Origin of the sequence: Collinsella sp. OF02-10, from assembly GCF_003463445.1 — a bacterium.
Classification (GTDB): Bacteria; Actinomycetota; Coriobacteriia; order Coriobacteriales; family Coriobacteriaceae; genus Collinsella.
In genome coordinates this window covers 47,563-68,090 of record NZ_QSCW01000004.1, presented here as the reverse complement: position 1 = coordinate 68,090, position 20,528 = coordinate 47,563, and the positions used below count along the sequence as shown (strand labels likewise).

General features: G+C 62.5%; 15 protein-coding genes. 11 read left to right on the top strand and 4 right to left on the bottom strand.

Annotation, left to right across the window (positions count from 1 at the left end):
- Window positions 1-281 precede the first annotated feature (281 nt).
- Window positions 282-1,652, top strand: a complete 1,371-nt coding sequence (locus tag DXA43_RS03250) for an amidohydrolase family protein (RefSeq protein WP_233540009.1) — start codon at window positions 282-284, stop codon at window positions 1,650-1,652.
- A gap of 133 nt (window positions 1,653-1,785) precedes the next feature.
- Here the strand turns inward: DXA43_RS03250 and DXA43_RS03245 are convergent, their stop codons facing one another.
- From DXA43_RS03245 to DXA43_RS03230, 4 genes are all read right to left on the bottom strand, one after another.
- A complete protein-coding gene (locus DXA43_RS03245; protein ID WP_117806251.1) occupies window positions 1,786-2,259 on the bottom strand; it encodes a hypothetical protein in 474 nt (157 codons plus the stop codon).
- A gap of 146 nt (window positions 2,260-2,405) precedes the next feature.
- Window positions 2,406-2,678, bottom strand: coding sequence for a metal-sensing transcriptional repressor (locus tag DXA43_RS03240; protein WP_022094020.1), 273 nt, complete (start codon window positions 2,676-2,678; stop codon window positions 2,406-2,408).
- A 38-nt stretch (window positions 2,679-2,716) separates the two neighbouring features.
- On the bottom strand, window positions 2,717-2,938 hold the full coding sequence (locus DXA43_RS03235) for a heavy-metal-associated domain-containing protein (protein WP_006235338.1): 222 nt from the start codon (window positions 2,936-2,938) through the stop codon (window positions 2,717-2,719).
- A gap of 147 nt (window positions 2,939-3,085) precedes the next feature.
- Window positions 3,086-5,425 carry a cation-translocating P-type ATPase gene (locus DXA43_RS03230; RefSeq protein WP_117806250.1) on the bottom strand — a complete coding sequence of 780 codons (2,340 nt, stop codon included), beginning with the start codon at window positions 5,423-5,425 and terminating at the stop codon, window positions 3,086-3,088.
- 560 nt (window positions 5,426-5,985) lie between these two features.
- Between DXA43_RS03230 and DXA43_RS03225 the strand changes: the two genes are divergently transcribed.
- The 10 genes from DXA43_RS03225 (at window position 5,986) to DXA43_RS03180 (ending at window position 20,508) form a co-directional block, all read left to right on the top strand.
- Complete coding sequence (locus tag DXA43_RS03225; RefSeq protein WP_199580515.1) at window positions 5,986-8,256, top strand: DEAD/DEAH box helicase; 2,271 nt, start codon at window positions 5,986-5,988, stop codon at window positions 8,254-8,256.
- 1,002 nt (window positions 8,257-9,258) lie between these two features.
- Complete coding sequence (locus DXA43_RS03220) at window positions 9,259-9,771, top strand: PTS glucose transporter subunit IIA (RefSeq protein ID WP_158564931.1); 513 nt, start codon at window positions 9,259-9,261, stop codon at window positions 9,769-9,771.
- 18 nt (window positions 9,772-9,789) lie between these two features.
- Window positions 9,790-10,644 (top strand): PRD domain-containing protein, encoded by an 855-nt coding sequence (locus DXA43_RS03215; protein ID WP_233540008.1) that lies wholly within the window; start codon window positions 9,790-9,792, stop codon window positions 10,642-10,644.
- A 99-nt stretch (window positions 10,645-10,743) separates the two neighbouring features.
- Complete coding sequence (locus DXA43_RS03210) at window positions 10,744-12,360, top strand: PTS transporter subunit EIIC (RefSeq protein WP_117806248.1); 1,617 nt, start codon at window positions 10,744-10,746, stop codon at window positions 12,358-12,360.
- Window positions 12,361-12,363: 3 nt separating this feature from the next.
- Window positions 12,364-13,746: a 6-phospho-alpha-glucosidase gene (locus DXA43_RS03205; protein ID WP_117716899.1), complete on the top strand. Its 1,383-nt coding sequence runs from the start codon at window positions 12,364-12,366 to the stop codon at window positions 13,744-13,746.
- 256 nt (window positions 13,747-14,002) lie between these two features.
- Window positions 14,003-15,835 carry an NAD(P)-binding protein gene (locus DXA43_RS03200; protein WP_117806247.1) on the top strand — a complete coding sequence of 611 codons (1,833 nt, stop codon included), beginning with the start codon at window positions 14,003-14,005 and terminating at the stop codon, window positions 15,833-15,835.
- Window positions 15,836-15,885: 50 nt separating this feature from the next.
- Window positions 15,886-17,640, top strand: coding sequence for a [FeFe] hydrogenase, group A (locus DXA43_RS03195; RefSeq protein WP_117806278.1), 1,755 nt, complete (start codon window positions 15,886-15,888; stop codon window positions 17,638-17,640).
- A gap of 2 nt (window positions 17,641-17,642) precedes the next feature.
- Complete coding sequence (locus DXA43_RS03190) at window positions 17,643-18,701, top strand: ABC transporter substrate-binding protein (protein ID WP_117806246.1); 1,059 nt, start codon at window positions 17,643-17,645, stop codon at window positions 18,699-18,701.
- A gap of 3 nt (window positions 18,702-18,704) precedes the next feature.
- Window positions 18,705-20,072, top strand: a complete 1,368-nt coding sequence (locus DXA43_RS03185; protein WP_147346225.1) for an ATP-binding cassette domain-containing protein — start codon at window positions 18,705-18,707, stop codon at window positions 20,070-20,072.
- A 214-nt stretch (window positions 20,073-20,286) separates the two neighbouring features.
- Window positions 20,287-20,508 (top strand): hypothetical protein, encoded by a 222-nt coding sequence (locus tag DXA43_RS03180; protein ID WP_117757910.1) that lies wholly within the window; start codon window positions 20,287-20,289, stop codon window positions 20,506-20,508.
- Window positions 20,509-20,528 lie beyond the last annotated feature (20 nt).

Genomic DNA, 20,528 nt, shown 5'->3' with positions numbered 1-20,528 from the left:
ATCTGTAACGTTTAGAGGTTGTTTGAGCTCGTAATTGTTACAGATCGAGACAAGCCGGTGAAACGTCGACCGAATGTCTCGATCTGTAACATCAGGGGGCCCAATAACCCTGTACCTGTTATAGATCGAGAGATTTCCCTAGTGCCGCTGGGATGGGACTGCAACGTATTCCGTCCCCCACATCCTCTCTTCCTTCCGTTAACCGATGCGTCTGCAGCAATCCAGCGGGACTAGGTGATAATGGACAAATGTTCAAGTTAATCGTGAGGGAGGAGCTCGATATGGCATCTGCCGATCGTTCCACGTTGTTTATCAATGCGACCATTCTGGATGGTTCGGAGCATATGGAGCCGCAACCCGATATGGCCGTGACTGTTGAGCGCGGCGTCATCACCTGGATGGGGCCGAGTGCTGTGGCGCAGGCGCCCGCGGGTGCCGAGGTTATCGACCTGGGCGGTGCGTATCTCATGCCCGGTCTCATCAATATGCACGTGCACCTGTGCGGCTCGGGCAAGCCTGTCTCGGCCGGCGATGCGGGAGCGCTGATGAAGAAGCTCGATAATCCCGTGGGGCGTGCCATCGTCCGCCGCATCCTCAAGGGCAGTGCCCAGCAGCAGCTGGCAAGCGGCGTGACCACGGTGCGCGGCGCGGGCGACCCGCTGTTTGCCGACATCGCCGTGCGCGACGCTATCGACGCCGGTAAGTATCAGGGTCCGCGTCTGGTAGCGCCGGGAACGGGCGTCACGGTGCCGGGCGGCCATGGTGCGGGCTTGTTCGCCCAGGTGGCCAACAGCCCCGTCGAGGCAGCCGAGCAGGTGCGAGACCTGTATGCGCGCGGCGCCGACGTCATTAAGCTGTTCGTAACGGGCGGTGTGTTCGATGCGACCGAGGTGGGCGAGCCGGGCGTGCTGCGTATGCCGGTGGAGGTTGCCGCGGCGGCGTGCAAGGCGGCGCACGAGGTGGGCCTGCCGGTTATGGCTCATGTCGAGAGCACCGAGGGCGTGAAGGCCGCGCTTGAGGCCGGGGTCGACACGATCGAGCACGGTGCCCCGATGACGCCCGAGATTCTGGAGCTGTACCGTGGCGCCGCGGGCACGCAGCTCGAGGGACGTGCGCCCAGCGTTACCTGCACTATCAGCCCAGCGCTGCCGTTTGTATTGCTCGATCCGGAGAAGACCCATTCGACTGACACGCAAAAGAAGAACGGCGACATCGTGTGCTCGGGCATCATCGAGAGCGCCCGTGCCGCACTGGAGGCTGGCGTTAAGGTGGGCCTGGGCACGGACTCGAGCTGCCCGTTCGTGACGCAGTACGACATGTGGCGTGAGGTGGTCTATTTTGCCAAGTGCGTGGGCGTGAGCAACGCCTTCGCGCTGCATACGGCTACGCAAGTCAATGCCGAGCTGCTGGGGCTGGGCGGCGAGACCGGCACAATCGAGTGCGGCAAGGCCGCCGATATCCTGGTGACGCGTAAGAATCCGCTCGATGACCTGTGCGCTCTGCGTGAGCCGATACATGTGATGTGTCGCGGTGATCTGGTACGCAAGCTCAAGGTGAAGCGTATTCCCGAGGTGGACGCCGAGCTCGACGCGATTATGGCCATGCCGGCCGAGGCGCTGGCCGAGGAGCTGGCCCGCGACGGTGTGGCGTAGACGTGACAAAGGGACAGCTCCGTTGCCGCATACAAAAAGCCGAGGTCTCAACACGGGGCCTCGGCTTTTTTATCGAACAAATACTTAAGATTTGGGACAAATAAACCTGATTAATTAATCCCGCGTGCGGGCGCTAGGAGCGGGTTTCCATCTTGGCGTGGCACTTGGGGCAGGTGACGCGGATCTTGCCTTTGCCCTTGGGGACGGAGAGCATCTGGCCGCAGTTGGGGCACTTGAGGTATGCCGTAGTTTTGCGACCCTTCCACATCTTCTTGGCCGTGCGCTTGGCGCGCTCAAAGTCTTCCTTGCTCGTTCCAGCCGCGCGCGAGGTGCTGGCTGCTGCAGCGCCGCCGCCCAAGCTGGCGACGAACTTGCCCAAGCCGGGGACGTTCGCGGTCGCGGCGACAAAGGCAGCGTTTTCCTTGCGACGCGCATCGATGTTTTTGGACAGGCCGCGCAGCACGCCAATCACGATCACGGCGATGGCGATCCAGCTGAGCCACTGGATGCGGGCTATCGATCCGATCATCGCGATGACGATGCCGGCAAAGCCCATAACGATGGTGAGCTCATCGGCGCCATTGCGGCCCTTCATAAAGTCATTCATGCAAATTGCCTTTCGTTCGATATGCTGCACGCCTTTATGCCCGATTTAGAGCAAGGGGGACAGGTTAATCTGCACCAAGGTGGTGCAAACGTACCTATCCCCGATGCACCAAGATGGTGCAAAGAAGTCTGTCTCCAATGCCCCAATCACTTGGAGAGCTTGTCGACGACGCGTTCGATCTCGGCGAGCTTGGCGGCCTTGAGGTCTTCGTCGCCCGATTCGATTGCCGAAGTCACGCAGCCCTCGATATGTGCCTTGAGCACGTCGGCGTTAATGCGCGCGAGGAGCGCCTGTGTGGCCATAAGCTGCGTGGAAATATCGACGCAGTAGCGGTCCTCCTCGACCATCCGCAGGATGCCGTCGATCTGACCGCGTGCCGTCTTGAGCATGCGGGTCACCGATTTATGGTCTGCCATCATGGCGGGTCCTCGTTTCTGGTCGGGGTGCGCGTGGGTCGTTACGCGGCGGTTACGGACAGGGCGTGAAACTTCTCGCCGGCGCCCTCGACGGCGGCGGCGAGCTGCTCGGCGGTCACGGTGTCGGCACACTCCACCTGGACGGTCTGAGTCTCGTGATCGGCGTCGGCGTCGGTCACGCCGGCCACGTTGAGCAACGCCGTCTCGACGGTGGCGTCGCAGTGGCCGCACATGAGGCCGGAAGTCTTGATTGTGTAACGCATGGGTATTCCTCTCTGTTGTGTCGGCTTTCCCAGGCACCCGACCTTGACCTTCAAGCCGTCGCTCGCGTACCAAAGTACGCGTCGCTCCTCTTTCAGGTCAATCTCTGGCACCTGGAAAACCCGTTCTAAATGGACGTAATAGTGAGCCTATTTTGCCACTTTAGGCTTAAAGGTTCGCAGGCGCAGCGCGTTGGAAACAACACACACGCTCGACAGGCTCATGGCCGCGGCGCCGAACATCGGCGAGAGCTGCCAACCGGTGAGGGGGAAGAACACACCGGCCGCCAGCGGAATGCCGATGCCGTTGTAGAACAGCGCCCAGAACAGGTCCTGCTTGATGTTGCGGATCGTGGCGCGCGAAAGCTCGATGGCGCGGGCGACGTCCATGAGATCGCTGCGCATGAGTACCACGTCGGCGCCCTCCTTGGCGATGTCGGCGCCTGTGCCGATCGCAAGGCCCACGTCGGCGCGCGCCAGGGCGGGGGAGTCGTTGATGCCGTCGCCCACCATGGCGACCTTGCCGCCCGCATCCTGCAGTTCGCGCACGTGGCGCTCCTTGTCGGCGGGGAGGACGTCGGCGATGACCTGCGCACGGTCGAGGCCCACGCGGCGGGCGATGGCCTCGGCCGTCACGCGGTTGTCGCCGGTGAGCATGCGCACGTCGACGCCGAGCGAACGCAGCGCGGCGATGGCCTCGGCGCTCGTCTCTTTGACCTCGTCAGCCACGGCGATGGTACCGACAAGCTCGCTGTTCTTGGCAAAGAACAGCGGTGTCTTGCCTTCGGCGGCGAGCTGTTCGGCAAGGCCCGCGGGCACGGTAACGCCCAGCTCGTCCATCAGACGCACGTTGCCGGCTGCGATGACATTTTGTCCCTCGCGCGCCGTAACGCCACGACCGGGCACGGCGGCAAAGTCCTCGACCATGCGCGCGACAATTCCGCGCGCCTCGCACTCGGCCATAATCGCCTCGGCCAGCGGGTGCTCGCTTGAGCGCTCCAACGCGGCGGCCAGCTTGAGCAGCGCCTTTTCGCTCATGGCGCGCGAGCCGTCAGCACGCGTGGCTACCACGATATCGGTCACGGCAGGCTTGCCGCGGGTGACCGTGCCCGTCTTATCGAGCACCACCGTGCCCACGCTGCGCAGATTCTCCAGCGCTTCGGCGCTCTTAAACAGAATGCCCATCTCGGCGCCCTTGCCGGTGCCCACCATAATGGCGACGGGCGTGGCTAGGCCGAGTGCACACGGACAGCTGATCACCAGCACAGCGACGGCGGAGGTGAGCGCTTCGTTGACGCTTCCGGTCAGTGTCATCCACGCCAAGAAGGTCACGGCCGAGATCACGAACACCACGGGCACGAACACGCCGGCGACCTTGTCGGCCATGCGGGCGATGGGCGCCTTGGTGGCGTTGGCGTCCTCGACAAGCTTGATGATCTTGGCGAGCGATGTCTCGGCACCCACACGCGTGGCGCGGAAGGTAAACGAGCCGGTGCGGTTGACGGTGGCGGCGTTGACGGTGTCACCGGCGGTCTTTTCCACGGGGATGGACTCGCCGGTCAGCGCGCTCTCGTCCACGGCCGAGCTGCCCTCGAGCACCACGCCATCGACGGGGATGGACTCGCCGGGGCGTACGCGCAGGATCTGGCCGGGAAGGATGCTGTCGACGTCGACGGTGGTCTCGCTGCCGTCCTCTGCCACGACGGTCGCGGTCTTGGGCGCCAGGTCGATCAGCGCCTCGATAGCGCCGCCGGTTTTGGACTTGCTGCGCGTCTCGAGGTATTTGCCCACGGTGACGAGCGACAGGATCGTGCCTGCGCTCTCAAAATACAGATTGTCCATGCCCGTCATCATGGCCTCGTGGACCTGACCCGCGGCTAACTGGTCGGCCATGATGAACATGGCGTAGAGCGACCAGGCGATGGAGGCGGTGGCGCCCACGGCGATGAGGGCGTCCATGGTGGGCGCGCCGTGCGCGAGCGATTTAAACCCGTTGATAAAGTACGCGTCGTTGACATAGACGATGGGGATGAGCAGGACGAGCTCGGTGAGGGCGAGCGTCATGCTGTGGGTATGGTCGGTGAAGACGCCGGGCAGCGGCCAGCCAAGCATGTGCCCCATGCCTATGTAGAACAGCGGGATGAGGAATACGATTGAGACGATGAGACGAGTGCGCATGGCAGAGGCGGCGGCCTCCAGTTTTTTGGTGGGCGACTCCATATGGGCGGCGCCGGACCTGGCTTGCGTACTGCCGCTTTGGGCGGCGTCGGTGCCCGTGCTGACGGGTGAGGCCGAGTAGCCAGCGCGATCGACGGCGGTGCAGATGTCGTCGGGAGTGACCTGCGCGGGGTCATAGTCGACCATCATGGAGCCGGCGAGCAGATTGACCGCGACGCTCTCGACGCCGTCGAGCTTGCTCACGGCGCGGTCTACGTGCGCCTGGCAGGCGGCGCAGGTCATACCGCCCACGTCGAACGTATCTTGAGCCATGGCTTCTCCTTTCTGCAGTTAGGTGTTGTAATTGTTAACCTGCCGATACTGTACACCCATACCCCCTGGGGGTGTCCAGTGCAGAAAGAAATGTATGACATTTCGATACAGATGAGGGTGGCTGCTCAATCGTTGTCAGTCCCTGTCAAACATCTCAATTTGTAATATCTAGCAGGGAAAATGACCTCTAATTGTTATAGATCGAGATTTTGTTTTGCGAGGTTTGAGTTTGTCTCGATCTATAACAGCTGGACCGGTTTTTGCTGAGTATCTGTTATAGATTGAGACAATTGGCCCAGGCCCGCCCCGTCCGCCCCGTCATCTGTGGTTTACGTGGGGGCATACGGAGTACGGGTATACTAACCGGCGGCGAATCTGCTCCATCGCTTAGAGCTGCTGCGTCTGGACGGCGCGTGATAGGGCTGCCAAAGCGATCGCCAGCGTGCTGAGCAACGTCCTCTCTGTGCGCACCTGTTTTTGTATGTATTAGCGCACTACCAAGCACGCTCGCGCGGCCGCATGCCGTGCCCATAACGCGTGCAGATAAGGAACAACAACATATGCGTAATTCTGTATCCGACGTCACCGACGCCGAGATCCTGGACGAGACCCGCGAGGCCATGACCCAGGCTGCCTTCGATGCCGCCGATGAGGCCAATGCTGCCCAGGCCGTCGAGTCCGCGACCGAGAGCCTGCCCGCCTTTGACGAGCTGGGCCTTTCCGACGAGATACTTCGTGCTATCGAGAACCTGGGCTACACGGCGCCCACGCCCGTGCAGGCCGGCTCCATCCCCGTGGTGCTCGAGGGCCGCGACTTGCTTGCCGCCGCTCAGACCGGCACCGGCAAGACGGCTGCCTTTTTGCTGCCGACCATGAACAACCTGGAGCACATCGCTCCGCCCAAGCCCGTGCGCGAGCGCGGAGGCCGCAACCGCCGTCGCGGCGCCAAGAAGCCCGAGGGCAACGGTCGCGGTCCCGTGATGCTCGTCATCACCCCCACGCGCGAGCTTGCCCAGCAGATCGATGAGGTCGCCGGCAAGATTGCCGACGTCACCGGCCATGTCGCCGTGACCGTCGTGGGCGGCGTGAGCTACAAGCCGCAGACCGCGGCGCTCAAGTATGGCTGCGACATCCTGGTCGCCACGCCGGGCCGTCTGGTCGACCTGATCGAGCAGGGCGCCTGCCACCTGAACGAGGTCAAGGTGCTGGTGCTCGACGAGGCCGACCGCATGCTCGACATGGGCTTTTTGCCCGCCGTTCGCCGTATTGTGCGCGAGACGCCGGCCGAGCGCCAGACGCTGCTGTTCTCGGCCACGCTCGACGAGGAGGCTGTGGGCGAGATCACCGACCTGGTGAGCGACCCGGCACGCGTGGAGATCGCGCCCGCCACGTCGACCGCCGACACCGTCGACCAGTTTGTGTTCCCGGTGTCCATCGAGGCCAAGAACAACCTGCTGCCCGAGTTCCTCAAAAAGGAGGGCCCGGAGCGCACTATCGTCTTTATGCGTACCAAGCACCGCGCCGACAGCTGCTGCCGTCGTCTGGAGCGTAAGGGCATCAAGGCCGCCGCGATTCACGGCAACCGCAGCCAGGCCCAGCGCGAGCGCGCGCTTTCGGCCTTCCGCGACGGCACCGTCGACGTACTGGTGGCAACCGATGTCCTCGCCCGCGGCATCGACATCAGCGACGTGCGCTACGTCGTGAACTTTGACGTGCCGGCCGAGCCGACCGACTACATCCACCGCATTGGCCGCACGGGTCGTGCCGGCGAGCTGGGCTGGGCCATCACGTTCGTGACCGAGCAGGATGTCGATGAGTTCTACGAGATCGAGAAGCTCATGGACAAGACGGCCGACATCTACGAGGCCGGCGACCTGCATGTGGGTCCCAACCCGCCCGCCGTTGATCCCGAGCGCGATCCTGCGGCCTTTAAGGTGAAGAAGAAGACCAAGCGCGGCAAGTCCAAGAGCAAGAAGAAGCTTGAGCAGGCACGTCGCGACGGCAAGCGCAACGGCGATGACTACGGCGATGTGGCCGGTCGTTCCAACCGCGGCCGCGACGAGCGTCGTGGCGACGGCGAGCGTCCGAGCCGTCCCAAGCGTGGCGGTAAGACCCGCGTGCGCGAGGGCGTTCAGGCTCGCGTGGACGAGGCCGTGGAGAGTGTGGCCCGCGAGATGGCTGCCGAGGAGCGCGGCGGTGCTGCTGCCGTCGAGCAGGCCCCGCGCGGCAACCGTGCCGAGCGCCGTGCCAAGCAGTTCCAGGGCGAGGCGCATCGCCGTCGCCGCGAGGACGAGGACCGTGGCGGTCGTCGTCGTGTTGAGCGCGAGGACGAGGGCCGTGGTTCACGCGGCGGCAAGCGCGGCTCGGGTGACCGTCGTCGCTCCGGTCGCAATGACGAGCGCAGTGGCCGTGACGAGCGTCGCGGTGGCGAGGGCCGTGGTTCGCGTGACGAGCGTGGTACCCGCAGCGGCGAGTCCCGCGGCGGCAAGCGCTTTGACGAGCGCGGGGGTCGCGAGGGTGGCCGTGGCGGCGAGCGTCGCGAGGGCGCTCGTGGCAACGGTGGCCGCAGCGGCGCCGGTCGTTCGAATGAGTCGCGTGATCGTCGCGACCCGCGTGCCAGCCGCGATCGTCGCGATGACTGGCGCAACTACGATGACACCCGCGAGGAGCGCCGTGGCGGCTATCGCGGCGGGCGTGGCGGCAACCAGGCCGGCTCCCGCGGCGGTCGTGCCGGCGGTCGCGATAACCGTGGCAGCTATGGTAACAGCCGTGGCGGCAAGCGCGGCGGCAGCTCCCGTCGTCCCGGCGACGGCGGCGGCAAGCGCAAGTAGCATACGCGTCGCGCGGTAAGGCGAGATGAAATTGGGCCCCGAGCAGACTGTGCTCGGGGCCCTTTTTAGTGGGTGCAGTTTTAGGTGGGCCAGTCCCCCTCACGAAAATGCACGGAGGCGGTCGCGGCAAGAGATGTGGGCTATCGGCTTAGTTGGAGATTCGCGTATGCGGGGTTCTGGCATCGACGGAGAACATGAAGCTCCCCACTGACACGCGGCGGCTGTGGTGCCCGGGCGGACACGCCAGGGATTCCGCCCGCCGTCTGGCGCCCCTGCTGCAATCTTGCTTTCACGCTCGCATTCTTTTGGATGTGAGCGTGTTTTTTCACGGCATGCACGGGTCCCCCCGGGTGCACCGTGCATTTTTGGGAGTATTCAGCAGGCCGGGGCGGCTGCATACGCACCGGAAGCGTCTTTTTGGGCCAGCGAGATCCTTCGACAGACTATTTGGGTTGGCGGACGGGGTCCGACGCGGCAAAATCACGCGTTTCGCGTCGCGCCGGGCCCCAAAATGACGCCGATCGCGCGGCTTCCCCGATTCGCGGCGTCGCCGACGGGGACCGCGATGCTGAATATTCCGGTTTTTGCACGGTCCAAGCGGGGGTACGTTGGGACGGGAAGGGGTGCCCCCGTCTTTTTATGCATGACGCAAGCGAAATTATGCAAGACAATAGGGCACCATGCACCGGATACCCAGATTGGGGGCGACATGCGCCGCGATACGGGGTCGGGTGCCTCACCGGGAATAGCCACGAGGGTTACAAAACTATAGAGACATCCAAATATCGCCTAAAAACCGTTTATCGGAGAATAAATACCGTTCACCGGTCATAATGATTGTTCTGGCTTTGGGCTTGTCTACAATAGGTCCCGTAAAAAGAAATGCGGAAGGTTACCGAGTCCCTCGGACGTGGGCCTAACCAAAGTCTTTGAACGGGTGTGTCTCTATGGATGCATTCGCTTGATTTTGGTTGGGCTATATTTATGAAGGGACATGCCACCATGGGTTTCTTTTCTCGCCTGATGGGCGGTTCGGATGAGCAGAAGACTGCAGCTTCCGAGTTCGAAATCCTCGCTCCTGTTTCCGGCGAGCTTGTTCACCTAGAAAAAACCAATGATCCCGCTTTTAGCAGCCGTGCTGTGGGCGATGGCGTTGCCGTGGTTCCCCAAGAGGGAACGGTGTGCGCTCCTGTTTCCGGCACCGTCGCGGCGCTATTTCCGACTGAGCACGCGCTGGGCATCATGTCTGACGACAGCTCTGCTCAGGTGATGCTGCATATCGGAATCGACACTGTTAAACTTGAGGGCAAGGGCTTCCATGCGCTTGTTGCCCAGGGTGACCATGTCGACGCGGGCCAGCCCCTCGTCGAGGTCGATTTCGACGCGGTCCGCGCCGCCGGCTTCGATCCCACGGTCTTCGTTATCGTGTGCGAGCGCTCGGAGAATTCGACTCTTCGTGAGCATGCTTCCGGCCCTGTTGCTGTTAAAGAGCCTGTCGTCTGGCTTTCCGAGTAAATTCTTGTGGTGGGTACCGTGGTTATCAAGCGAGTTTTCAACAATAACGTCGCAATGGTCACTTCGGACGATGGCTCCGAGCTCATTGTCATCGGTCGAGGCCTCTGCTTTGGCCGTCATGCCGGCGACGCTATCGATGACGCATCGGTCGAAAAGACCTATGCGCTGCAGGAGGGCACTTCTCAGGATTCGCGTACGATTGACCGCTTGGCACATCTTTTAGAGTCCATCCCCACCGTCAACCTCGTGATTGCCGAGGACATTGTTCAGATGCTCCGTCGGGAGCTCAATGTTGATATCAACGACAAGATCCTCATTGCCCTCGCAGACCATATCGGCCTTGCTTTGGAGCGCGAGCGCAAGGGCGTCTCCTGCGAGAATCCGTTGCTGCTCGAGATCCAGCAGTTCTATCGCAAGGAGTATGCGCTTGCGGGCCGTGCGCTGCAGATTGTCAAGGAGTATATGGGCATCCAGATGAGCGAAGAAGAGCAGGGTTTTATTACGCTGCATATCGTCAACGCCACCGTGCCGCAACGCTCCGACCGTCTCATCATCTCGGTCCAGCTTGTTCGCGACGTGCTCGCGATTGTTTCCGAACGCTATGCTACGACCCTCGATAACACCTCGCTGCCCTATGAGCGTTTCGTTCGTCACCTGCAGTTTTTCGCACAGCGAGCGCTCGATCCTGCGGCCGGGCAAATCAATGGCGACGCGCTGTTCCGAATCGATGAAACGGCGTACCCGTGCGCATTCTCGTGCGCGGACGCCATAGCCGACCACTTAGCGTCTACCTATAACGTCGTCGTTACCGATGCCGAGAAGAGTTATCTCGCATATCACATTGTTAACCTGCTTGGAGAACCTGGTCTCTAGGCATAACGTGCCCACACATCGATTGATATAAGGCAAGGCTCACGGTCTTGTCCAGGGCACATCTGTCTTAATTTGCGGAAAAGGAAGGGGAGTACCGCTATGACCGCAAAAAAGAAGTTCAATTTCAAAGCGCCGTTGGAGGTGTTCGCGAAGTCTATCGTTCAGCCGATGATGTATCTCTCGGTTGCCGGCATTCTGCTCATCGTGGGCATTATTCTGACCAACAAGACCATCTGCGCCGTGATCCCCGTACTGGGCTCCGGTCCGTTCCAGCTTGTGGGCGCCGTTGTCTATCAGTCGCTGATGTTTATCATCAACAACCTCTCGATTCTGTTCTGCGTGGGCATCGCCGGCGCCATGGCAAAGAAGAACAAGGGCCATGCTTCGCTGATCGCCCTGATGTCGTTCTTCCTGTTCCTGCAGGCCAATAACATCGTGCTCAACGCCACCGGTTCTCTTGCCGAAGCGAGCGGCATGCTCGGCCTTACCGGAACCGGCCAGGCCACCGTTATGGGCATTCAGGTCCTCGATACCGGCGTGTTTGGCGGCATCATTCTTGGTTGCATCACCGGTGCCGTGTTCAACAAGTACTCGAACAAGCAGTTCCCCATTGCTCTTTCGATGTTCTCGGGCGTTCGCTTTCCGTTCCTGATCATGATCATCATTTCCTGGATCATGGGTGCTGGCTTCTGCATCGTTTGGCCTCCGGTTCAGGGTGCCATCTCCTCCGTTGCCGGCATCATTAAGGAATCGGGCAACATCGGTCTGTTTATCTACGGCATGCTCAACAAGCTGCTCGTTCCCACCGGTCTGCACCACCTCATCTACACCCCGTTCCAGTTCTCCGATGTGGGCGGCACCCTTACGCTGGGCGATCAGGTTATCGCCGGCGCCTATCCCATCCGTGTCGCCGAGATGGCAATGACGGGCCAGCCCTTCTCCGATAGCACCTACTTCAACAGCTATACCTTCAACAACCTGTGGCCCTACATCGGTATCGGTCTCGCCTTTATCTTCACCGCCTACAAGCAGAACAAGGACAAGACCAAGGCTGTCATCATCCCGCTGATCATCACCGCCGTGCTTTCCTGCGTGACCGAGCCCATGGACTTCCTCTTTGTCTTTGCCGCTCCCGTGCTCTTTGTCGTTCACTCGGTTCTTTCCGGCATCTTCCTGGTCCTGCTCAAGGTCCTCTCCGTGCCCGCTTCGACTGCAGGCGGCATCATCAACATCGTGGTTTCCAACCTGGTTCTTGGTGTCGATAAGACCAACTGGCCGATGATGCTCGTGCTCGGAGTCGTCAACGCCGCGCTGTACTTCTTCCTCTTCACCTTCCTTATTAAGAAGCTCAACCTCCACACGCCTGGTCGCGAGGAGGAGTCCGAGCTCGCCGAGTCCGTTGCCGAGGGCGAGGCCGCCGCGTCTGTCGCGGTGAAGCAGGGCGCTGTTGCCGCAGCTCCCGCAGAGGGCGTCGATGCAGGTATTGCCGACCTGGTCGCAGGTCTTGGCGGCAAGGACAACATCGAGGAGCTCGAGAACTGCTTTACGCGTCTCCGCGTGAACGTTAAGAACCCGGACCTCATCGATGAGAGCCTCATCAACCATGTGCCTAACAGCGGCATCAACCGTAACGGCAACAATATCCAGATCATCTTTGGCATGAAGGTCGCCGAGATGCGCGACAAGGTCGAAAACGCAATTGAGAAGGAGCAGTAAACAATGATCATTACTCTGTGTGGTGGCGGATCCACCTTTACCCCCGGCATCGTCAAGTCCATCGCCCTGCGCAAGGACGAGCTCGACGTTGACGAGATTCGTCTGTACGACATCAACGAGGAGCGCCAGCGCAAGATCGGCGTGCTCGTGGACTGGATTCTGCACGAGGACCTCGGCCTGGACATCAAGCTCACGGTGACCACCGACAAAAAGACGGCTTTTACCGACGCGAGCTTCGTGTTTGCCCAGATGCGCGTGGGCGGCTACGCCATGCGCGAGCAGGACGAGAAGATTCCGCTGCGTCACGGCTGCGTGGGTCAGGAGACTTGCGGTTGCGGCGGCCTTGCCTACGGCATGCGCACCATCTTCCCCATGGTCGAGCTGATCGATGACGTCGAGAAGTACGCCAAGAAGGACTACTGGATTCTCAACTACTCCAACCCTGCTGCCATCGTCTCCGAGGGCTGCCGTGTGCTGCGTCCTAACGCTCGCATCATCAACATCTGCGACATGCCGATCGCGATCATCGACGTGGTTTGCGCCGCACTCGATATCGACAAGAAGGATGTCGAGTACGATTACTTTGGCCTCAACCACTTTGGCTGGTTCACCTCGATCCGCCACAAGGGCGAGGAGGTGCTCCCGCAGCTGCGCGAGTACATCAAGGAGCATGAGATTCTGCTGCCCGATTCGTACCTCAAGGGCATGGGCTCGCTGATGTCTAAGAAGCCCGAGGAGACCACCGACGAGCACCCCGAGCAGAACCGCCACACCAAGGGCAGCTGGTACTACGTCTGGAAGGGCGAGTACGAGATCATGGAGTGCTTCCCGGAGTACCTGCCCAACACGTATCTGAACTACTACCTGCAGCAGAAGGAGTTCGTCGAGCATTCCAACCCCGAGCGCACCCGTGCTAACGAGGTTGAGGAGACGCGCGAGAAGAACCTCTTCGACGGCATCGACCACTACGAGAAGACCGGCGAGATCGACGAGAGTACGTTCTATGCGGGCAGCCACGGCGACTGGATTGCCGACCTGGCCATCGCTCTGAAGAACGATACCAAGCAGCGCTTCCTGGTCATTTGCGAGAACAAGGGCGCTATCCCCAACATGCCCTACGACGCCATGGTCGAGCTGCCTGCCTACATTGGCAAGAACGGCCCCGAGGTCATCAGCCGTGACAACATTCCTCTGTTCCAGCAGGGTCTTATGATGCAGCAGCTGAACTCCGAGAAGCTCGTGGTCGAGGCCACGATCGAGGGTTCGTACGAGAAGGCACTCAAGGCCTTTACGCTGAACAAGACCGTGCCTTCGATGAAGGTCGCCAAGGAGGTTCTCGACGACATGATCGAGGCCAACAAGGGTTACTGGCCCGAGCTTAAGTAAAAGCAACAGGGTCGCTGGCCGCATACCTGGAGCAATGCCCCGTCCACGTGATTGCGTGGGCGGGGCATTGTCATTTGGTAACGCGTTTTATCAAATATGGCATTTATCTGCGGTAATGTTCTATTTCACCGCCGAGGGTGACATTTTATACCGCCTGCCGAACTGCGTGGAGACCTAACAACTTTTTAGGTCAGTGTTGTGCGTGTAGCAACTTCGCCCGGCCTCGCCTCCGGGCTGCCGCATGAGAGGGGATCTTATGGCACGACTGCATGTAATGGAACGCAGCCACGCTCAGGCCGTCATGGACGACCTGCACGATGCGCTCGGACGTCGTCTGGCGGTGAGTTCGCTCGCCCCGTGCCCCGTTGAGTTTACGGCAGCGCTCGTCAATCTGTGCTCCACCCAGAGCTGCGGCAAGTGCACGCCCTGCCGCGTGGGCCTGAGCGCGCTGAGCGACCTGCTCGCCGATGTGCTCGAAGGGCGCGCCGATGAGTCCACGCTCAACTTGATTGAGCGCACCGCCCGCACCATCTATCTTTCGAGCGATTGCGCCATCGGCTACGAAGCTGGCGCCATGGCACTCACGGCCATTCGCGGCTTCCGCGACGATTTTGAGCATCACATCCGCGAGCGCTCCTGCGGCTTTGACCGCGAGGCCCGCGTCCCGTGCGTTTCGGGCTGCCCGGCGCACGTCGACATTCCCGGGTACATTTCGCTGGTCGAGGCCGGCCGCTATGCCGACGCCGTCAAGGTCATCCGCAAGAACAATCCGCTGCCGCTCGTCTGCGGCCTGGTGTGCGAGCATCCCTGCGAGATGCACTGCCGCCGTGGCATGGTCGACGACCCCATGAACATCCTCGCCCTCAAGCGTTTTGCCGTCGAGCACAGTGAGCTCAACGACCACAAGCCGCATGTAGTGGACAACACCGGCAAGCGCGTCGCCGTGATCGGCGGCGGCCCGGCCGGCCTTTCCTGCGCCTACTACCTGGCCGTGATGGGCCATAAGGTGACCATCTTTGAGCAGCGCCACCACCTGGGCGGCATGCTGCGCTATGGCATCCCCAGCTATCGTCTGCCGCGCGAGCGCCTGCAGGCCGAGATCGACTGGATTTTGAGCGCCGGCATCGACGTTGAGCTCGATCACTCCGTCAACGGCGAGGAGCTTGCCCGCCTGCGCGACGAGTTCGATGCCGTCTACCTGGCCATTGGCGCCCACAGCGATAAGAAGCTCGGCCTTCCGGGCGAAGAGGCGCCCGGCGTGGAGTCGGCCGTCAAGATGCTGCGCGCCATCGGTGACGACGAGCTGCCCGACCTGAGCGGCCAGCGCGTGTGCGTCATCGGCGGCGGCAACGTGGCCATGGACGTGGCGCGCTCTGCCGTGCGCTGCGGTGCCGAAAAGGTGAGCATTGTCTACCGCCGCCGCATCTGCGATATGACGGCTCAGGACGCCGAGATTGCCGGTGCCCAGGCCGAGGGCTGCGAGGTTCTGGAGCTGACGGCGCCGCTCGCCATCGAGACGGGCGAGGACGGTCGCGTGAGCGGCCTGCGCGTGCAGCCGCAGATTATCGGCGAGCCCCGTCGCGGTCGTCCGGCCCCGCGTGCCGCCGCGACGCCCGAGCGCGTCATTCCCTGCGAGCGCGTGTTCGTGGCCATTGGCCAGGACATCGATTCCAAGCCGTTTGAGGACATGGGCATCGTCTGCAAGTGGGGTCGCGTCGTCACCGATTCGGATGGCGCCGTGCCCAACTTCGACGGCCTCTTTAGCGGCGGCGACTGCCAGACCGGTCCCGCCACCGTCATCCGGGCCATCAACGCCGGCCGCGTTGCTTCGGCAAATATCGACCGCTACCTGGGCTTCGACCACAAGATCAAGCTCGACGTTGAGCTGCCGACCGTGCAGTTTAAGGGCAAGCACGAGTGCGGCCGCTGCGAGCTGGGCGAGCGTGAGGCCGGCGAGCGCATCCGCGATTGGAATCTGGTCGAGCAGGGCCTTACCGAGGAAGAGGCACGCCAGGAGGCAAGCCGCTGCCTGCGTTGCGACCACTTTGGCTTTGGCGCGTTCCGCGGAGGGAGGAACCTGGAATGGTAGAGCCCAACAAAACCACTGTCAGCGACAACACCGAAAGCGGAGCACTCAACATGGTCAAGCTCACGATCGATAACTGCGAGGTCGTGGTGCCCGAGCACACCACGATCCTGGATGCGGCCAAGTCCGTCGGCATCCAGATTCCCACCCTGTGCTATCTGCGCGATCTGAACGAGATCGGCGGCTGCCGTGTGTGCGTGGTCGAGGTTGAGGGCTGCGACCAGCTGGTTGCCGCCTGCAACAACTACGTACTCGACGGCATGGTGGTCCACACCAACAGCCCCAAGGCCCGCGAGGCGCGTCGCACCAACGTGCAGCTGCTGCTGTCCCAGCACGACTCGCGCTGTACGAGCTGCGTGCGCAGCGGTAACTGCAACCTGCAGACCATCGCCAACGACCTGGGCATTTTCTATCTGCCGTATCAAAGGCATTTGGCGGGCGAGGGCTGGGACTTCGATTTCCCCATCATCCGCGAAAACGACAAGTGCATTAAATGCATGCGCTGCATCAAGGTGTGCGAGAACGTGCAAGGCCTAGGGATTTGGGACCTGACCAGCCGAGCCACGCACACCGCCGTGGGTACCCGCGGGCGCGCGCCCATCGGCAAGACTGATTGTGTCGCATACGGCCAGTGCATCACGCATTGCCCGACGGGCGCGCTGCGCGAGCGCGACGACACCGAGACCGTGTTTGATGCTCTCGCCGATCCCGATAAGATCGTGCTGGTGCAGATAGCGCCGGCCGTGCGCACCGCCTGGGGTGAGGAGCTCGGTATTCCGCGCGAGGATGCCACCGTTGAGCGCCTGGCCTGCGCGCTGCGCCGCGTGGGCTTTGAGTACGTGTTCGACACCGATTTCTCGGCCGATCTCACCATTATGGAGGAGGGCTCCGAGCTGATCGAGCGCCTGGGCGCCGCCGCCAAGGGCGAGAGTAACAGCCGCGGCTGGCCCATGTTTACGAGCTGCTGCCCGGGCTGGGTGCGCTTTGTAAAGGCGCGCTACCCGGAGTTTGTCGACAGCCTGTCCACGTCAAAGTCGCCGCAGCAGATGTTCGGCGCTATTGCCAAGACCTACTACGCCAAGGTGCTGGGCGTGGAGCCCGAGCGTCTGTTCGTGGTGTCCGTGATGCCGTGCACGGCCAAGAAGGCCGAGTGTGCGCTGCCGAGCATGATGGGCGAGGGCGGCGCGCCCGACGTGGACGTTGCGCTGACGGTGCGCGAGATGGTGCGCATGATCCGCGCGAGCCACGTGAGCGTCGACACGCTGGTCGAGGAGCCGCTCGATACGCCGCTGGGCTTTGGCACGGGCGCGGGCGTGATTTTTGGCGCCACGGGCGGCGTGATGGAGGCCGCCGTGCGCTCGGCATATTACCTGGTGACGGGCAAGAACCCGGATGCCGATTTCTTTACCGACGTGCGCGGACTCGATGGCTGGAAGGAGGCCGTGGCCGATATCGATGGCACCAAGGTGCGCGTCGCCGTGGCACACGGGCTGGGAAACGCTGCCCGTCTGCTCGACGCGATTCGCGACGGCCGCGTGAGTTATGACTTCGTTGAGGTTATGGCATGCCCGGGCGGCTGCGTCGGTGGCGGCGGTCAGCCCATCCATGACGGCTGTGAGCTGGCAGCCGAGCGCGGCCAGGTACTGTGGGGCCTCGATGCGAACGCCAAGATTCGCTTCTCGCACGAGAATCCCGATGTCCAGGCGTGCTATCGCGAGTTCTTGGGTGCGCCGCTGTCGCCGCTGGCCGAGGGATTGCTGCATACCGACCATCACGCATGGACGATGCCTAACGAGGGGACGTGCTAGCGATGCGCGCGTTTGATTTTGAAATGTCGCGCCGGGGATTTGCCTCGGCGCTTGCCGCGGGCGCGTTGTCGCTTGCGCTGGTTGGCTGTGGCGGCGGAGCTGCGGGGGCGAGGTCTTCTGCGAGTTCGGCTGCTGGGTCTGCGGCGAGTGGCGCTGCCGCTGAGTCGGTCGAGGTGCGCGTTGCCTCGCTCAAGGGACCGACGTCGATCGGTCTGGTGCAGTTTATGGACCAGGCTGCCGATGGCGAGACGGACAATGAGTTCGACTTTGCGATCAGCGCCGCGGCCGACGAGATTGTGCCCAAGGTCATTCAGGGCGATGTCGATATCGCCCTGGTGCCCGCCAACGTGGCGAGCGTTCTCTACAACAAGACCGAGGGTGCGGTGCAGGTCATCGACATCAACACGCTGGGCGTGCTGAACGTTGTGACGGGCGACGCAGGCGTGGCCTCGTTTGGCGATCTGGCGGGTCGTACCGTCTACATGACGGGCAAGGGCACCACGCCGGAGTACGTCATGAACTACCTGCTGGAGCGCGCGGGCCTGACCGGTCAAGTGACGCTCGAGTTTAAGAGCGAGCCCACCGAGGTGCTGTCGGCCCTGCTTGCCGACCCGTCCGCCGTGGGCGTGCTGCCGGAGCCATTCAAGACCGCTGCCATCGCCAAGAGCGAGGGCAGTCTGTCGGTACCGGTGAGCCTGACCGACGCGTGGGACGAGCTCGCGGGTGACACGGGCTCCCGTTTGCTGACGGGCGTGACCGTGGTGCGCCGTGCATTTGCCGAGGAGCATCCCGAGGCCGTGGCGGAGTTCTTGAGCTGCCATGCGGCGAGCGTTGAGGCCGTAAATGCGGCGCCGGCGGACTGGGCTCAGGCCGTGGTCGATGCGGGCATCGTGGATAATGCCACGATTGCCGAAAAGGCGATTCCCGGGTGCATGCTCGTGTGTCAGACGGGGAAAGATATGAAGGCGGCGCTCGGTGGGTACCTACAGGTGCTGGCCGATGCGGACGCGAGCGCCGTGGGCGGTAAGCTCCCGGCTGACGATTTCTACTACATGGAGTAGCCCGTGCGTGCGTTTGCTCGACAAATGACTGAGCGTGCGAAGGCGGTGGCGGCAGTGGGTGCCGTCGCCGCCTTTTGGCTTGCCGTGTGGATCTTTGCGGCGGCGCTGGTGGCGCAGCCGTTGATTTTACCGGGGCCGGGCGCGGTTGCCTTGGCGCTGCTGCGCCTGGTGTGCGATGGCGGTACCTGGGCGATTTTGGCGGGCTCGGGCGCGCGGATACTGGGCGGGCTGGCGCTTGCCGCGGTGTGTGGTGGCGTGCTTGCCGGGATTTCGTCACGGTCGCGGGCGTTTGCGCGCCTGGTGGCTCCGGCGCTGTCGTTTGTAAAGGCGACACCGGTCGCCTGCGTGGTAGTCCTGCTGCTCATTTGGCTGGGATCGGCGCGCGTGAGCATCGCCGCTGTTTTTTTGATGGCGCTGCCGGGCGTGTATTTCTCGCTGGTCGAGGGCTTGGCGCAAGTGAACAAACCGCTGGAGCAGATGTTTCGCCTGCATGGCGTACGGGGTTGGCGCCTGTTTTGCGCCCATACCTGGCGCGAAGTTCTACCGTTTGTGCTTTCGTGCGCGCAGGCAGTGATTGGCATGAGCTGGAAGGCCGGCGTGGCCGCGGAGCTGATCGGCATGGCGGTGGGTACTGTAGGCGAGTGCATCTATCAGGCAAAGCTGCTCATCGAGACAGCTGACCTGTTGGCTTGGACCGTGTTGGTCGTGGCGGCATCGTGGACATGCGAGCGTGTGCTGGTGTGGCTGCTGCGGGCTTCGGGGCCCGTGGCATGGCGTGCGGCGGTACGGTCGCATGGACGCGGCTTGCACGGTCGTGCGGGCGCTGCCGACGTGGCGGAGCTTGCGCTTGCCGTGGGCGATCGCGCGCCCTGGGCGCCGGCGCTGGATGGTCTGGTGCTCAACGTGCCCGCGGGCGGGCGCGCTTGCGTGATGGGCGCCTCGGGTGCTGGCAAAACAACGCTGCTTGCCCTGGCGGCGGGGGAATGCGCACCGTGCTCCATGATGTTCCAGGATGCGCGTCTGGTCGAGGACGCTTCTGCCTTGGATAACGTGCTCGTGTGCGCCGATGCACGCGTGGATGCCTCGAGTGCCGCAGCCCTGTTGCGCCTGCTGGTGCCGGGAATCGACGTGCATGCTTGTACGGCCGAGCTTTCGGGCGGCCAGCGCCGACGCGTCGAAATCGCTCGCGCCCTGCTGTGCCCGGGCGGTGCGGTGATTCTGGACGAGCCCTTTACCGGCCTGGATGTCGCCGCGCGCGATGCGACGGCCGAGGTCGTGCTCGACCTCCTCGATGGCCGCACACTCCTGTTCGCCACACACGACGCCTCCGACGCTCAGGCCCTCGATATCTCGGACATCATCACGCTCTAAATACTAACTCAGCAACAAAATGATCCGTTTTCCTCCGTCCCCATGGGGTCGGTGTGGTATTCTATCTGCGGGGTAATACTTAGGAATACCAAGTAATACCAACGCCGCAGAAACAAACTCCGGATGCGGGCCAATCGGGTTGCCTTCACAGCCCGTCGCCCAGCCGCGTGGCCCGCATCTATCCGCACCACCGTCGTTTCAAAAAGGGAGCGCCATGGCAGAACACATGACCCCGGTTGTCGCGAAGGTCTTGCCCGAGGAGAAGGCAGCCTTCGCGGCGGCAACCCAGCTCGTGGGCACCACGCCGTCCAACGCCATCCGCATGTTTATCGCCGCGTTCAATCGTTGCGGCACCTTTCCGTTCGACATCTCGCCCAACGGGGCCTTCGGCAAAGACTGTCCCCAACAACTAGTCGTTGAAGAACGTCCCCAATGACTAGTCGTTGGGGACGTTCT

Excerpts from the sequence above, each read along its gene's own strand:
- DXA43_RS03190 (WP_117806246.1), top strand. The coding sequence starts at position 17,643 with ATGCGCGCGTTTGATTTTGAAATGTCGCGCCGGGGATTTGCCTCGGCG.
- DXA43_RS03200 (WP_117806247.1), top strand. The coding sequence starts at position 14,003 with ATGGCACGACTGCATGTAATGGAACGCAGCCACGCTCAGGCCGTCATG.
- DXA43_RS03225 (WP_199580515.1), top strand. The coding sequence starts at position 5,986 with ATGCGTAATTCTGTATCCGACGTCACCGACGCCGAGATCCTGGACGAG.
- DXA43_RS03205 (WP_117716899.1), top strand. The coding sequence starts at position 12,364 with ATGATCATTACTCTGTGTGGTGGCGGATCCACCTTTACCCCCGGCATC.
- DXA43_RS03180 (WP_117757910.1), top strand. The coding sequence starts at position 20,287 with ATGGCAGAACACATGACCCCGGTTGTCGCGAAGGTCTTGCCCGAGGAG.
- DXA43_RS03250 (WP_233540009.1), top strand. The coding sequence starts at position 282 with ATGGCATCTGCCGATCGTTCCACGTTGTTTATCAATGCGACCATTCTG.
- DXA43_RS03220 (WP_158564931.1), top strand. The coding sequence starts at position 9,259 with ATGGGTTTCTTTTCTCGCCTGATGGGCGGTTCGGATGAGCAGAAGACT.
- DXA43_RS03235 (WP_006235338.1), bottom strand. The coding sequence starts at position 2,938 with ATGCGTTACACAATCAAGACTTCCGGCCTCATGTGCGGCCACTGCGAC.
- DXA43_RS03195 (WP_117806278.1), top strand. The coding sequence starts at position 15,886 with ATGGTCAAGCTCACGATCGATAACTGCGAGGTCGTGGTGCCCGAGCAC.
- DXA43_RS03230 (WP_117806250.1), bottom strand. The coding sequence starts at position 5,425 with ATGGCTCAAGATACGTTCGACGTGGGCGGTATGACCTGCGCCGCCTGC.
- DXA43_RS03245 (WP_117806251.1), bottom strand. The coding sequence starts at position 2,259 with ATGAATGACTTTATGAAGGGCCGCAATGGCGCCGATGAGCTCACCATC.
- DXA43_RS03210 (WP_117806248.1), top strand. The coding sequence starts at position 10,744 with ATGACCGCAAAAAAGAAGTTCAATTTCAAAGCGCCGTTGGAGGTGTTC.
- DXA43_RS03240 (WP_022094020.1), bottom strand. The coding sequence starts at position 2,678 with ATGATGGCAGACCATAAATCGGTGACCCGCATGCTCAAGACGGCACGC.